Genomic DNA, 14534 nt, shown 5'->3' on the forward strand with positions numbered 1-14534 from the left:
AGTAGCGAATAGAACCCTACTCGCCATTCCCTATGCGCTGCCGTTTACGGCTTTAGTGCGCCCTGCACACTGGTGTAGACGGCATAAAGCGATGTCGAGCCGCAAATATAAAGCCTGTTTCGCTGCTGACCGCCGAAGCTCAGATTCGCCACTGTTTCCGGAATATGAATCTTGCCGACCAAATCGCCCGATGGCGTATAACAGCGCACGCCGTCTTCGTTGGGATCGCCCCAGCCCACCGAACACCAGACCCGTCCTTCGGTGTCACAGCGGACGCCGTCGGTGATGCTCGGCTTTGGCATTTCGGCGAAGACCTTGCTGTTCGACACCTTCCCCGCTGCCACGTCGAGGTCAAACGCGCGGATATGCGATGGGTTGTCCGGTCCGTCCGTGAATCCGGTTTCGCAGATGTAGAGCTTCTTCTCGTCGGGCGAGATGGTGATCCCATTGGGCTCCACAAAATCGTCGACGACGACCTTGACGTCCCCGGATTTCGGGTCGACCCGATAAACGTTCTTCTTCGCCTGCTCGGGGTCGGCCTTGATCCCTTCATAGAAGCCGCCGATGCCGTAGGCGGGGTCGGTGAACCAGATCGCGCCATCGGCGGTGACGACCGCGTCGTTCGGCGAGTTCAGTCGCTTGCCGTTGAATTTGTCGGCAATGATGGTGATCGAGCCGTCGAGTTCGGTCCGCGTCACGCGCCGACCGCTATGCTCGCATGTGATCAGGCGTCCTTCGCGATCGATGGTGTTGCCGTTCGAGTTCATCGAGGGCTGACGGTAGACGCTGACGTGACCGTCATCCTCCGAGAAGCGCATGATGCGGTTGTTGGGAATGTCGCTGAACAGCAGGTATCGCCCGGCCGCGAAATACACCGGTCCCTCGGCCCAGCGGAAGCCGGTTGCAACGCGCTCAACGGCCATCGTGCCGGCGAAGGCCGGGAAGTCCGCAGGCCCGAACGTTGGCGGTCCCTTCTTGGCGGATTCCAGATGGGAGTCCGGGTAGCGGCTGCCGGGCAGCGGTCCCAAGGGCAATGGCGCCGTCGACCTGGTCGGAGTGGCGGTCTGGCCGAACGGCGTGACGGAGGCCGCCAGGGCTGCGTTCATAGTGACGCCCGTCGCGGCTACTGCAGCCGCCGCGCCCTTCAAGAGGGTGCGGCGCCCGAGGCAGGGCTCATTGGTACCGGCAGAAATGGTAAGTGGTTTTGTCATAGTCGCCTCCCGTTTTTTGTTGGAAGGAAACCATTCGCCCGCAATCGGGCGTAATGCGGGCGATCTCCGGCCGGACAACCAGAGATCGCAATGCAACAATTGCTGCGAAAACGGCTAGACGGGATCCCAGGGGAAGATGTCGGCGGAGCGGTCGAGCTTGTAGAACGAGCCCTTCAGCGCCGGCATGCCGTGTTCGGCGATCGATTGCGGTGTCCAGCCTTCGCTCCGGTGCACCGAGCGCAACGGGCGGTTCTGGCTGAACAGGAACAGCTCGTTCATGCGCGCGCCGAAGATTTGCCCGCTGACGTCCTTGGCGGCATCGGAGAGCAGATAGGCGCAGACCGGCGCGATCTTCTCCGGTCCCATCTGCTTGATCTTCTCGACGCGTGCCTTCTCGGCTTCGGTCTCGGTCGGGATGGTGCCGATCATGCGGGTCCACGCGAACGGCGAGACGCAGTTGGAGCGGACGTTGAAGCGACCCATGTCGAGCGCGATCGACTTCGACAGGCCGACGATGCCGAGCTTGGCGGCGGCGTAGTTGGCCTGGCCAAAATTGCCGATCAGGCCCGAGGTCGAGGTGAAGTGCACGAAGGAGCCGGACTCCTGCTCGCGGAAAATCCGCGCCGCGGCGTGGCTGACGTAGAACGAGCCCATCAAATGCACCTTGATGACGGCCTCGAAGGCTTCCACGCTCATCTTGTGGAAGATCATGTCGCGCAAGATGCCGGCGTTGTTGACGACGCCGTCGAGCCGGCCGAAATGATCGGTCGCGGTCTTCACGATCCTGCTGGCGGGGATCGCTTCCGCCACCGACTCGAAATTGGCGACCGCAGCGCCGCCGCGCTTCTTGATCTCCTCGACCACCTCCTCGGCGGGAGAAGCGCTCGAGCCGGCGCCGTCGGCGGCGACACCGGGATCGTTGACGACGACCTTGGCGCCTTCCGCCGCGCACCGCAGCGCGATCTCCCGCCCGATGCCGCGGCCTGCGCCGGTGACGATGATGACCTTGTCTTGCAGTGATTTTGTCATGTGGGTTCTCCGCTAGCCGTTCCAATTTCCGCCGTCATTCCGGGGCGCGCCTCTTGGCGCGAGCCCGGAATCCATACTCCCGATCGTGGTTATGGATTCCGGGCTCGTCGCTTCGCGCCGCCCCGGAATGACGGACCGCTACCTCTCGTTCGTAAACACGATCGTGCCTGATGCCGCGAACATGCCGCCGACACCATGGCACACCGAAATCTTCGCGTTCGGCACCTGCGCCGGCGCGATGCCGCGCATCTGCCGCACGCTTTCCTGGAGCGCGTACATGCCGTACATGCCCGAGTGCATGTAGGAGAGACCGCCGCCATTGGTGTTGAGCGGCAGCTTAGCCCCGGGGCGCGTATTGCCGTCGGCGATGAACTTTCCGGTCTCCTCATGCGGCATGAAGCCGAGGTCGCCGAGGCCGAACAGCGGCAGATGCGCAAAGGCGTCGTAGATCATGAGATGGTCGACGTCCTTGTGCGCGATGCCGGCCTCCTTGAACGCCAGCGGTCCTGCGGTCTTGAACGCGCGCGAGGAGTTGAAGGTCTCCATCTGGCTGACCATCGGCGTTTCCACGCTCTCGCCGGTGCCCATGATGTAGACCGGCTTGCGCGGAAAATCCCTGGCGCGGTCGGCCGAGGTCAGGATCAGGGCGCCGCCGCCGTCGGTGACGAGGCAGCACTGCAGAAGCCGGAACGGATAGGCGATCATGCGCGAATTGAGGACATCGGCGACCGTGATCGGATTCTTCATCATCGCGCGCGGATTTTTCGCCGCCCATTCCCGCTGCACCACGGCGACCGAAGCAAGCTGCTCATGGGTGATGCCGTAGGTTTTCATGAAGCGCAGCACGGGGATCGGGAACATGCTGGGCGGGCCGTAGACGCCATAGGGCGCCTCGAACTGGCCGTTGAGGCTGTCCGCCGGCGTCGAGCGCGGCGCCTTGCCGATCATCGACTTGCCGCTCTCGGCATGGGTGATCAGCACGGTCTTGCACAGGCCGGCCTCGATCGCCGCGGCGGCATGACGAACATGCAGCATGAAGGAGCAGCCGCCGACCGAGGTGCCGTCCACCCAGGTCGGCTTGATGCCGAGATAGTGGCAGACCTGCTGCGGCGTTTCGACCGCGGTGGCGAAGCCGTCGATGTCGGACAGCTTCAGCCCGGCATCAGCGATGGCGTTGAGCGCCGCGTCCGCGTGGAGCTGGAGCTGCGACATGTTGGGGACGACGCCGAGTTCGGTGGTCTCGGCCGCGCCGACGACGGCAACCTGGTTGCTGCGCATGGCTTACCCCTTCGCCGGACGGAACACGGGAAGGGTGATCTTGTCGTCGAGCTGCTGGAAGGCGACCTCGAGCTTCATGTCGAGCTCGAGCGCCTCCGGGGTCTGCGGGCAGTCGATGATGTTGCTCATCATCCGCGGTCCCTCGGCAAGCTCGACCACGGCGATCGCATAAGGCGGCGTGAAGCCGGGCGCGGCGGGACGGTGGTTGATCACGTAGCTGTAGAGGAAACCCTTGCCGCTCGCCTTGAAGATGCTGACCTTGCGCGAGGCGCAGGACGGGCAGAACGGGCGCGGCGGGAAGTAGACATGCGCGCAGGCGTCGCAGCGTTGCAAGCGCAGTTCGCCCGCTTTCGTGCCGTCCCAGAAATGCTGGGTTTCCGGCGTCGGTTTCGGTCGCGCGCGCTGCGGTTCGGCCATGTCGGCGGGTCCTCCCGGGCAGCAGGCCTTTGTGCCTGCCTGTTTCGATCTTGATGCGACAATCGACCATGGCGCGTCAACGGTCCAGCAATGCGCATGCATGCCATCATGCGCACAATGCTTGTGTCGAACTGAGGCAGCGCTATAGATTGCGCGCGCAGATATTCCGTGAGACAGACATGCCCGATTTTCCGACACTTGCGAAGCTCGCCGACGACCTCGAAAGCGGCCGCACCACCTCCCGCAAGCTGGTCGAGGCCTGCATCGCTAGGATCGCCGACCCCGCCGGCGAGGGCCAGCGCACCTTCATCCATGTCGACAAGGATGCGGCGCTCGCGACCGCGGACGCGATGGACGCCTTGCGCAAGGTCAAGGCCGCGCCGTCGCGCTATGCCGGTATCCCGATCTCGATCAAGGATCTCTTCGATATCAGAGGACAGACGACGCGCGCCGGTTCGCGTGCGCTCGACGATTCCGATCCGGCGGAGCACGACGCCGCGACGGTCGAGCGGCTGCGCAAGGCCGGCTTCGTCCTGATCGGGCGGACCAACATGACCGAATTCGCCTATTCCGGCATCGGCACCAACCCGCATTACGGTACGCCGAAGGGCGCCTGGAACCGGGCCGAGGGGCACGTGCCCGGCGGCTCGTCCTCGGGCGCGGCGGTGTCCGTGCTCGACGGCATGGCGCACGGCGCGCTCGGCACCGACACCGGCGGCTCCTGCCGGATTCCGGCCGCCTTCAACGGCATCGTCGGCTACAAGCCGACGCAGCGCCGTGTGCCGCTCGACGGCGCGGTGCCGCTGTCGTTCTCGCTCGACAGCATCGGGCCTCTGGCGCGATCGGTCAGTTGCTGTGCCATACTCGACGCCGTGCTCGCCAACGAGCCGATCGTTGCGCTGAAGCCGCGGCGGATCCAGGGCATGCGGCTGGCGGTGCCCACCACGATCGCGCTCGACGATCTCGATGCGGCAGTGGCCGAGACGTTCGAGCGCGCGCTGAAGACGCTTTCTGATCATGGCGCCAGCATCGAGCGCATCGAGATGGCGGAATTCCACGACATCGGACCGATGAACGCCAAGGGTGGTTTTGCCGCGTCCGAGAGCTACGCCTGGCACCGCTATCTCATCACGGCCAAGGGCGACGTTTACGATCCCAGGGTCTACGTGCGCATCATGCGCGGCGAGGCACAGAGTGCGGCCGACTACATCGATCTCCTCAACGAGCGCCGCTCGCTGATCGCCCGCGTCAATGCTCGCATCGCGCCCTATGACGCCTTGGTGCTGCCGACCACCGCCAACACGCCGCCGAAGATCGCCGATCTCGCCGACGACAAGGCGTTCACCACCCAGAACCTGCGTGCGCTGCGCAATTGTACCCTGATCAACATGATCGACGGCTGCGCCATCTCTCTCCCCGCGCATCGCGAGGGCGACGTTCCCGTCGGCCTGATGCTGGCCGGTGCGGGCGGATCGGACCGCCGTATCTTCGAGCTTGCTGCCGGCATGGAGGCCGTAATTCGTGTTTGACCTGACTTTCACCGTCGATGCCCAGGACACCACTACGCCGCTGACGCTGGCGATCGACCAGATGGTCATCGCCGGCTGGACCGGCCGCGATCCCGTCGCGCGCGACAAGCACATCGCCGAGCTGCAAGAGATGGGCATCGCCCCGCCGGCCTCGACCCCGATCTACTATCGCGCCTCGGCACGGCGGCTGACCCTGGAAGACCGCATCGAGTGCTGCGGCGGCGATTCCAGTGGCGAGGTCGAGTTCGTGCTGATCGGCTGGCAGGGCCGCGTCTTCGTCGGCTGCGGCTCCGACCACACCGACCGCAAGGTCGAGGCCTACAACGTCACGGTGTCCAAGCAGATGTGCGACAAGCCGATCGCCTCGACGCTGTGGGAGCTCGAGGACGTCATCGGCCATTGGGACAGGATGATCCTTCGCTCCTACGCCTGGATCAAGGGCGAGCGCGTGCCCTACCAGGAGGGCACGCTCGACGCGATGCTGCCGGTCGCCGACCTCGTCGCGCGCGGCTTCGACGGCAAGAAGCTCCCCGACGGCTGCGCTATGTTCGGCGGCACCTTCGCCGCCAAGGGCGGCATCCGCCCGGCCGACCGGTTCGAGTTCGAGCTGGAGGACCCCGTGCTGAAGCGGACGATCAGGCACGGGTATGACGTGGTGATGTTGCCGGTGCGGGGTTAGCTCTCTCCACCGTCATTGCGAGCGAAGCGAAGCAATCCAGAGTCTCTCCGCGGAACCGGTCTGGATTGCTTCGTCGCAAGGGCTCCTCGCAATGACGGGGACCGGTCGTCGGAAATCGGGTGGTTGTCGCGGCCGCGATCTGCGACACCAACCTCCGTCATTCCGGGGCGCGACGAAGTCGCGAGCCCGGAATCCATTCATCCGCCGTCTCTGCGGCCCGATGGATTCTCAGATGCGCAATTGCGCATCGTAGCTCGCGCCCAAGAGGGCGCGCCCCGGAATGACGGAAGTGGATAGGATGATCGCCATGGCTGTCGCCAAACGTATTGCCGCACCAGATTCCGGAACTGACATTGCCTCCCACGTCGACACCCTCGACTGGCCTCAAATCACCGCCGAGCTCGACAACCAGGGCTGTGCCATATTGAAGGGCCTCCTCAGCCCGGACCAATGCCGCGCCGTCGCCGCGCTCTATCCGGACGACACCCACTTCCGCAGCCGCATCGTTATGGGCCGCCACGGTTTTGGCAGCGGCGAGTACAAATATTTCTCCTACCCGCTGCCCGATCTGATCGCGCAGCTGCGCCCGGCGCTCTACGCGCATCTGCAAGGCGTCGCCAATCGCTGGAACGAGGCGATGGGGATCGACATCCGCTACCCCGCCGCGCATGCGACGTTCCTGAAGCGCTGCCACGAGGCGGGACAGGCGCGCCCGACGCCGCTGCTGCTGCAATACAGGAACGGCGACTACAACTGCCTGCACCAGGACCTCTATGGCGAGCACGTGTTCCCGATCCAGGTCGCGATCCTCTTGTCCGAGCCCGGACGTGACTTCACCGGCGGCGAGTTTGTGCTGACCGAGCAGCGCCCGCGCATGCAGTCCCGCGCCGAGGTGGTGCCGCTGGTGCAGGGCGACGCGGTCGCCTTTGCTGTGCATCACCGCCCGGTGCAGGGGACGCGCGGCACCTACCGGGTTAACCTCCGCCATGGCGTCAGCCGCATCCGGTCCGGCCAACGCCATACGCTGGGTGTGATCTTTCATGATGCCAAATGAGCACGGGAATTGACGGCGGATCTGTTTGATAGCGTCGCGGAGGCGCAGCCCTCGCGTGAAGAGATCGCCGATGGAGCCGTGCTGCTGCGTGGCTTCGTCAAGCCGATCGAGAGCGAGCTGATTGCCGCGGTGCGTGCGATCGTTGCACAGTCGCCGTTCCGGCGGATGACCACGCCCGGCGGCTATCAGATGTCGGTGGCGATGACCAATTGCGGCGCGCGCGGCTGGATCGCCGACCACACCGGCTATCGCTACGACCCGATCGATCCGCGAACCGGCGCGCCGTGGCCCGCGATGCCGCCGGTGTTTTGCGATCTGGCGCGCCGGGCTGCGGAGCAGGGCGGGTTCACGGGCTTTGCGCCCGATGCGTGCCTCGTCAATCGCTACACACCCGGCACGCGGCTTTCGCTGCATCAGGACAAGGACGAGCTGGACTATGCGGCGCCGATCGTCTCGGTCTCGCTGGGGCTGCCCGCGACCTTCCTGTTTGGCGGCATGGCGCGCAGCGACAAGCCGCGCCGCTTCCGGCTCGTCCATGGTGACGTCGTGGTCTGGGGCGGCCCTAACCGGCTCGCCTATCACGGCGTGGCGCCGCTCGCCGACGGCGAGCATCCGCTGCTCGGGCAGCAGCGCATCAATCTGACGTTTCGTCGGACGCAGTAGGCACCTGTCATTCCGGGGCGCGCGTTAGCGCGAACCCGGAATCTCGAGGTTCCGGGTTCGATGCTACGCATCGCCCCGGAACGACATCAAGGCTTCGGCGGGTGGATGAACGCCCACGGGCTGATTTCGGAATCCCGCGTCACCTCGACCGAGATCAGATACGGCCCGCCATGGGCGAGCGCCTTCTCCATCGCCGCCCTGAACTGGTCCGGCGCGGTGACGCGCGCGGCCGCGACGCCGAAGGACTCCGCGAGCTTGACGAAATCCGGATTGACGAGGTCAGACGCCACCACGCGGCCGTCGAAGCGTTCGCGCTGGTCGCGGCGGACATTGCCATAGGCGTTGTTGTTGAACACCAGCGTCACCACGCCGATGTTGAACTGCACGGCGGTGGCAAGCTCCTGCACGCCGAACATGAAGCCGCCGTCGCCGGTGATCGCCACCACCGGCTTGTCGGGATTGGCGACCTTGGCGCCGAGCGCGGTCGGGAAGCCCGATCCGAGCGTGCCCTGGTAGCCTGACGTGATGAAGGTGCGCGGCTCGTAGATCGAAAAGCCGTACCAGGAGGCGAAGCCGACCTGCGACAATTCATCGGTGACGATCGCGTTCGCCGGCAGCACCTCGCGCAGGATGTTCAGATACGCCATCTGCGGCTGGACGCGCTGGATTTCGGCTTGCGCGGTCGCGGTGGCCTCGCGGATCGCGGCGCGGCGGCCGGCGGTCTTGCTGTAGCCGGCCCTGCTGACGGCGGCGACGAGATCGGCGGTCGCGGCCTTGGCATCGGCGACGATAGCGGTGTCCGAGATGAAGCGCCGCATCTCGACCGGATCGATGTCGATGCGGATGCTCTTCAACCCGTCGGGCCGGTAGGGCCAGCGCGACATTGTCGGCAATTCCAGCCGCGAGCCGATGCCGATCATGAGGTCGGTGTTCGGCCACAGCTTGTAGGCGGCAGCCATGGTCAGGCCGAGCTCGTGCGCATTGGAGACGATGCCGCGCCCGCTGCGGAAGGCGACCACGGGCGCATCGATCATCTCGGCAAGCTCGAGGATCTCGGCGCCCGCCTCGATCGCGCCGCTGCCGACGAAGATCATCGGCGCCTTGCTGCCTTTGATGAGTGCGGCCGCCTGCTTGATCATATCAGGATCAGGCAGCGGCGCGGGCAGGGGCTCCAGCACCTCTGCGGCGGCGGTGTCGGCGCGCCGGGTGAAGATATCCCAGGGCATCTCGACCGAGACCGGGCCGCGCCGGCCGGACGTCATCTCCTGGAAGGCGCGCGCCACGGTGGTCGGCGCGTTGCCCGGGGTTTCGATCCGGTCCGCCCATTTCACATAAGTGCGCAGGGTCGCGAGCTGGTCCGGCATCTCGTGCAGATGGCCGCGGCCTTTGCCCAGGAACTGCGTCGGCACCTGGCCGGTGACGCAGAGCACCGGCTCGTTGCAGCCGTACGCCGTGAGCAGCGCCGCGCTGGCGTTGAGCACGCCCGGCCCGGGCACCACGCTGAACACGCCGGGCCTGCCGCTGGCGCGCGCATAGCCGAACGCCATGTAGCCGCAGGCCTGCTCGTGCCGCGCGCCGATCACCTTGAGCTGCGCCTGATGGAAGGCGTCGAACAGGCCGTAGATTTGCGCGCCGGGCAGGCCGAACACGGTGTCGACGCCATGGGCGACAAGGCCGCTTACGATCGCTTCACCGCCGGTGAGGGTGGTCATTGCATCATTCCATTCGTTTCGTTTTCAGGCTTCGTCGACGACGCCGTTCCGCAAGCGGCCGATGCCTTCGGCTTCGACCTCGATCACGTCGCCCGGCTTCAGATAGCGCGGTGGATCGAACCGCGCGCCGGCGCCGGTCGGCGTGCCCGTGACGATGATATCGCCGGGGACCAGCGTTGCGAAGGTCGAGATGTAGCTGATGAGGTAGCGGAACGGAAACATCAGCCGGCTGGTACGGTCGTCCTGCCGGAGCTCGCCGCTGACATGCGTGGTGAGCCTGATGTCGGCGATCTGGGATTCCTGCGTGTAAGGCACCAGCCATGGACCGAGGCTGCCGCTCGAATCGAAATTCTTGCCCTGCGTGACGTTGAACTTGGCGTGGCGCAGCCAGTCGCGCACCGAGCCTTCGTTGCAGAGCGTGAGGGCGGCGATGTGGTCGAGCGCCGTGCTTTCCGGAATGTGCCGGCCGGCCTTGCCGATGACCAGCACGATCTCGCCTTCATAATCGAGCTGTGTGGAGGCACGCGGGCGCACCAGCGGCGTGTCGTGGCCCACGAACGAGCGGGGCGAGCGCATGAACATGCTCGGATATTTCGGCGCGTCCTGGCCGTCCTTGTACTCGGCGTTGCGGTCGGGATAGTTGACGCCGATGCAGATGATCTTTTCCGGCGCCGGCACCGGCGGCAGAAAGGTGATGTCACCGATCGCATGATCCGGCGCGCGGCCGGCTGCTTCCTCGGCGAGGTTCACGAGCTTGCCGGCCGCGATCACTTCGCGCAGCGTCGGATAGTCCTTGGTGTGTCGGGCGGAGAGATCGGCGACGCCGCCGTCCACGACGGCGCCGTAGCGGGTCGAGCCTTTGACGGAGTAGGTGGCGAGGCGGGGGAGTGTCATTGGTAGCCCACTATTATGCGTCGTCCCGGCGAAAGCCGGGACCCATACCGCGTGATTTATCGATAGCGCGCGATGACAATCCCGAACGACCAGTCTTCGCCAAACCATTCCCTGTGGTTATGGGTCCCGGCTTTCGCCGGGACGACGGGGAAAGAGTCCTTATTGACCACTAACATCAATCCGCCACCAGCACGTCGGCCACGAATTTCGGCTCGCGCACGGTCTGCCCGGTGAAGGGCGAGCCCTGCTCGAACCACGAGCGCGGCGCTGGCGCGCCCCACAGCGTCTGGCGGCGTGGATCGCGCAGCGACCAGCGCAGCGGCTCGTGGTCGTGATCGCCGGTGAAATAGTCGCTGGTGTAGAGCTCGAGGCGGTGACCATCAGGGTCGCGGACGTAGAGGAAGAACGCGTTCGAGATGCCGTGGCGTCCGGGGCCGCGTTCGATGTTTTTGACGAAGCCTGCGGAGGCCATCACGTCGCAGAGATGGATGATGTTCATCGCCGTCGGCGTCCAGTACGCGAAGTGGTGCAGGCGAGGGCCCTTGCCATTGGTGATCGCAAAATCGTGGACGTTGCCCTTGCGATGCATCCAGGCGGCTGCAATGCGCCCGTTCGGCCCATCCTCCTCGGCGTATTCGGTGAGGCGGAAGCCGAGCCGCGCGTAGAACTCGACGGTGTCCTGCACCTCGGCGGCGAAGACGTTGAAATGATCGAGCCGCTGCGGGTGGCAGCCCCGGTAGAGGTCGTAGCGGCGAAGCAGATGCGGCCGGCGGTCCATCGACGCATAGAGCTCGATCTGGAAGCCGTAGGGATCGGTGAATTGCAGCGTGCGGCCCTGGAAGGGCTGATCGACGAAGGCGTAGGCGAGGCCGTTCTCGGAAAGGAACGCGGCGGCCTTGTCGAGGTCCTTGTCGTTGCCGACCTTGAATCCGAGCCGGGCGCAGGCGGGCGCAGCCGCCTTGCGCAGCACCAGCGAGTGATGCTGATGCTCCTCGGCCGCGCGCAAATACACGACCTTGTCGTCGGCATCCTCGACATGCAGGCCGACGGTGGTCTCGTAGAACGCGCGGCTGAGCTTCAGATCGGTCACGTCGAGCACGACGTGGCTCGAACGGATGATGTTGAACGGCGGCTCGAAGATGTGTTGCGGTACCGGCATTGGCGTTTCCCCTCGGTCCTGTCATTCTGGGGCGGCTCGCAGAGCCGAACCCGGAATCCATCGCGCAGCAGTGTTGGTGGATGAATGGATTCCGGGTTCGATGCTTCGCATCGCCCCGGAATGACGATCACATTCCCAGCTTCTGAATCTTGTGCGTGCCCCGCGCCAGCGAGACGTGCTTGGTTTCCATGTAGAAGTCGAACGAATAGTCGCCGCCGTCGCGGCCGATGCCGGAGGCCTTCATGCCGCCGAACGGCGTCGGCAGATGGCGGACGTTTTCCGAGTTCAGCCAGATCATGCCGGCCTCGAGCGCATCCGCGACACGCAGCGCACGGCCCATGTCGTTGGTCCAGACATAGCCGGTGAGGCCATAACGAATGTCATTGGCGATCTCGACAGCGTCTTTCTCGTCGCGGAAGGGCAGCACGGTGAGGAACGGTCCGAACACCTCCTCCTGCGCGACGCGCATCTTGCCGTTCGCGCCGGTCACCAGCGTCGGCTCGACGTAGTGGCCGCCGCCGGGTCCATCATAGGCCTTGCCGCCGACCGCGATCGTCGCGCCGTCCTTCCGCGCGACGTCGAAATAGGAGCAGACCTTGGCGAGATGCCGCTCGTGGATCAGCGGCCCGATTTCGGTCGCGGGATCGAGGGGATGGCCGACCTTCAGCGCCTTCACGCGCGCGGTCAGCTTTTCGACGAATTTCTCCGCGATGCCTTGCTGAATCAGCAGGCGGCTCGACGACGTGCAGCGCTCGCCGTTGAGCGAGTAGATCATGAACACGACGGCATCGAGCGCGCGGTCGAGATCGGCGTCGTCGAACACGATCACCGGGTTCTTGCCGCCGAGCTCGAAATGCACGCGCTTCAAGGTCGGCGCGCCTTGAACCATGATCGCGGAGCCCGTCGCGCTCTCGCCGACGAAGCCGATCGCCTTGATGGCGGGATGCTCGGTCAGCGCCTTGCCGGCTTCCTCGCCGAAGCCGTGCACGGTGTTGAGCACGCCGTCGGGGACGCCGGCTTCCTTGACGAGCTTCGCCAGAATAGCCGCCGTCACCGGTGACCACTCGGCCGGCTTGTGCACGACCGTGCAGCCGGCGGCCAGCGCCGGTGCGATCTTCCAGGTCGAGAGCATGAACGGCGTGTTCCACGGCGTGATCACGCCGACCGGGCCGATCGGCACGCGGGTGGAGACGTTCCAGTGCTCGTCGCTCGGCGTGTTGAGGCCGTCGCGCGCCTCCGCGCATTTGTCGGCGAAGAAACGAAAATTCTCGGCGGCGCGGACCGCGGCCTTCGCCATGAAACGATAGGCCTGTCCGGTGTCGATGCATTCCAGCACAGCGATGTCGTCGGCATTGTCCTCGATGGCATCAGCCACGCGATGCAGCAGCTTGCGTCGCATCGCGGGCCCCATGTCGCGCCAGGACTTGAAGGCAAGCGCAGCGGCGGTCGCCGCAGCGTCGATGTCCTCGGCATTGCCGCGGGCGACGCTCGCGAGCGCCGCGCCATCGACGGGCGATTTCGTCTCGAAGGTCTCGCCTGATATCGACGGGACCATCTTGCCGTCGATCATGTGGCCGATCCCCTCCGCGCGCAGCTTCTCGAGCAGCGGCGCGACGCGGTCGCGGTTGGCCTGGAACACATCGGCTTTCGGCGTGGGCTTATCCATGGGCGGCCTCCGCTTTCAGGGCGTCGTGGATGTTGTTGCGCTTCCAGCTGGTGTCCTTGTCGTTGATCTGCATGTCGAACGAGAGGGCGAACTTGCTGGCGGCGAAGACGGGATCGAGATGTTTGGAGAGCGCCTGGAAGACATGCTCGCCGGCTTGCTGGCGGGTCTTGAGGTCACGGCCCTCGCCGATGCGCAGCACCATGTCGAGAAAGCCGTAATCCTGCCTGTTATCCGCAATCGCGTAATGCTCGCATCTGACAGCGCGGACGCGGATGCCGCCGAGCGGGAAGATCCCGGTCTCCACCGCCGCCTTGCGCACCACTTCGCACACCGCGGCGATGTCGAGGCGGCCATCGAGATTGGCCGAATATTCGATCGTGAAATGCGGCATGGCGGTTTCACTCCCTGTCTTTTTTTGTTCGCCTAAGCGAAGTAGCAGCTCACCGAGCCGTAGGCGCCATAATCGGCTTGAATTGTGTCGCCCTTGCGGGTCTCGATCGGGCGGATGAAGGAGCCGGCCAGCACGACCTGGCCGGGCTCCAGCGCAAGGCCGAGCGGCGCGATCTTGTTGGCAAGCCAGGCCACGGCGGTGGCGGGATGATTGAGCACGCCTGCGGCAAGGCCGGTCTCTTCGAGCTGGCCGTTCCTGAAACAGAGCGCGCCGATCCAGCGCAAATCTGCGTCCAGCGGGCGGATCGGCCGGCCGCCGAGCACGATGCCGGCATTCGCCGCATTGTCGGCGATGGTGTCGAAGATTTTTCGCGTGGCCTTGGTCTTGGGATCGACGCGCTCGATCCGCGTGTCCAGGATTTCCAGCGCCGGCACCACGAAGTCGGTGGCGTTGAGCACGTCGAACATCGTGCAGTCGGGCCCGGCGAGGCGCTTGCTCATGACGAAGGCGAGCTCGGCCTCGACGCGCGTCGCGATGAAGCGCTCGGTCGGGATGATCCCGCCGTCGGCGAAGAACATGTCGTCGAGCAGCACGCCGGAATCCGGCTCGTCGATGTTGAGCGCGCTCTGCATCGCCTTCGAGGTGAGGCCGATCTTGTGGCCCTTGACGAGGCGCCCCTCGGCGATCTTGACGTCGACCCAGGCCTTCTGAATCGCGTAGGCGTCAGTGATGGTGATGTCAGGGAAATCCTGCGAGAGCTGCCGGATCTGCGTGCGGGTCTTCTCCGCCCGGTGCAGACGCCTCGCGCAAGCTTGGATATCGTCGTTGGAAAGCGCCATCTGGGATCTTACA

The 14534-nt window shown here is 65.3% G+C and carries 14 protein-coding genes; 4 read left to right on the plus strand and 10 right to left on the minus strand.

Annotated features, from left to right (window positions below; all coding sequences use genetic code 11):
- Positions 1–44 precede the first annotated feature (44 nt).
- The 4 genes from A3M7_RS0111380 to A3M7_RS0111395 form a co-directional block, all read right to left on the minus strand.
- The gene (locus tag A3M7_RS0111380; protein ID WP_027544053.1) at positions 45–1211 is read right to left on the minus strand and encodes an SMP-30/gluconolactonase/LRE family protein; all 1167 of its coding nucleotides are present in this window, start codon (positions 1209–1211) and stop codon (positions 45–47) included.
- A 114-nt stretch (positions 1212–1325) separates the two neighbouring features.
- On the minus strand, positions 1326–2240 hold the full coding sequence (locus tag A3M7_RS0111385; protein ID WP_027544054.1) for an SDR family oxidoreductase: 915 nt from the start codon (positions 2238–2240) through the stop codon (positions 1326–1328).
- Between the two features lie 138 nt (positions 2241–2378).
- Positions 2379–3518, minus strand: a complete 1140-nt coding sequence (locus A3M7_RS0111390) for a thiolase (RefSeq protein ID WP_027544055.1) — start codon at positions 3516–3518, stop codon at positions 2379–2381.
- Between the two features lie 3 nt (positions 3519–3521).
- Positions 3522–3935, minus strand: coding sequence for a Zn-ribbon domain-containing OB-fold protein (locus A3M7_RS0111395; RefSeq protein ID WP_027544056.1), 414 nt, complete (start codon positions 3933–3935; stop codon positions 3522–3524).
- 179 nt (positions 3936–4114) lie between these two features.
- Between A3M7_RS0111395 and A3M7_RS0111400 the strand changes: the two genes are divergently transcribed.
- The 4 genes from A3M7_RS0111400 (at position 4115) to alkB (ending at position 7860) form a co-directional block, all read left to right on the plus strand.
- The gene (locus A3M7_RS0111400; RefSeq protein WP_027544057.1) at positions 4115–5464 is read left to right on the plus strand and encodes an amidase; all 1350 of its coding nucleotides are present in this window, start codon (positions 4115–4117) and stop codon (positions 5462–5464) included.
- On the plus strand, positions 5457–6143 hold the full coding sequence (locus tag A3M7_RS0111405; RefSeq protein WP_027544058.1) for a DUF2848 domain-containing protein: 687 nt from the start codon (positions 5457–5459) through the stop codon (positions 6141–6143). The genes A3M7_RS0111400 and A3M7_RS0111405 overlap by 8 nt, the downstream gene beginning before the upstream one ends.
- 307 nt (positions 6144–6450) lie before the next feature.
- Positions 6451–7197 (plus strand): 2OG-Fe(II) oxygenase, encoded by a 747-nt coding sequence (locus A3M7_RS0111410; protein ID WP_027544059.1) that lies wholly within the window; start codon positions 6451–6453, stop codon positions 7195–7197.
- Positions 7198–7206: 9 nt separating this feature from the next.
- Positions 7207–7860 (plus strand): DNA oxidative demethylase AlkB, encoded by a 654-nt coding sequence (gene alkB / locus A3M7_RS0111415; RefSeq protein ID WP_027544060.1) that lies wholly within the window; start codon positions 7207–7209, stop codon positions 7858–7860.
- Between the two features lie 86 nt (positions 7861–7946).
- Here alkB and A3M7_RS0111420 read toward each other — a convergent pair whose 3' ends face one another.
- The 6 genes from A3M7_RS0111420 to hpaH all read right to left on the minus strand — a co-directional run bounded on the left by A3M7_RS0111420 (position 7947) and on the right by hpaH (position 14521).
- Complete coding sequence (locus A3M7_RS0111420; protein ID WP_027544061.1) at positions 7947–9572, minus strand: thiamine pyrophosphate-dependent enzyme; 1626 nt, start codon at positions 9570–9572, stop codon at positions 7947–7949.
- A gap of 24 nt (positions 9573–9596) precedes the next feature.
- Positions 9597–10466: a fumarylacetoacetate hydrolase family protein gene (locus A3M7_RS0111425; RefSeq protein WP_027544062.1), complete on the minus strand. Its 870-nt coding sequence runs from the start codon at positions 10464–10466 to the stop codon at positions 9597–9599.
- A gap of 175 nt (positions 10467–10641) precedes the next feature.
- Positions 10642–11625, minus strand: coding sequence for a 3,4-dihydroxyphenylacetate 2,3-dioxygenase (gene hpaD, locus A3M7_RS0111435; protein WP_027544063.1), 984 nt, complete (start codon positions 11623–11625; stop codon positions 10642–10644).
- A 127-nt stretch (positions 11626–11752) separates the two neighbouring features.
- Positions 11753–13291 (minus strand): 5-carboxymethyl-2-hydroxymuconate semialdehyde dehydrogenase, encoded by a 1539-nt coding sequence (gene hpaE, locus A3M7_RS0111440; RefSeq protein WP_027544064.1) that lies wholly within the window; start codon positions 13289–13291, stop codon positions 11753–11755.
- The gene (locus A3M7_RS0111445) at positions 13284–13682 is read right to left on the minus strand and encodes a 5-carboxymethyl-2-hydroxymuconate Delta-isomerase (protein WP_027544065.1); all 399 of its coding nucleotides are present in this window, start codon (positions 13680–13682) and stop codon (positions 13284–13286) included. The genes hpaE and A3M7_RS0111445 overlap by 8 nt, the downstream gene beginning before the upstream one ends.
- Before the next feature lie 32 nt (positions 13683–13714).
- Positions 13715–14521 (minus strand): 2-oxo-hept-4-ene-1,7-dioate hydratase, encoded by an 807-nt coding sequence (hpaH, locus tag A3M7_RS0111450; RefSeq protein ID WP_027544066.1) that lies wholly within the window; start codon positions 14519–14521, stop codon positions 13715–13717.
- Between the last annotated feature and the right edge of the window lie 13 nt (positions 14522–14534).

The organism is Bradyrhizobium sp. WSM2254, from assembly GCF_000472645.1.
GTDB lineage: Bacteria > Pseudomonadota > Alphaproteobacteria > Rhizobiales > Xanthobacteraceae > Bradyrhizobium > Bradyrhizobium niftali.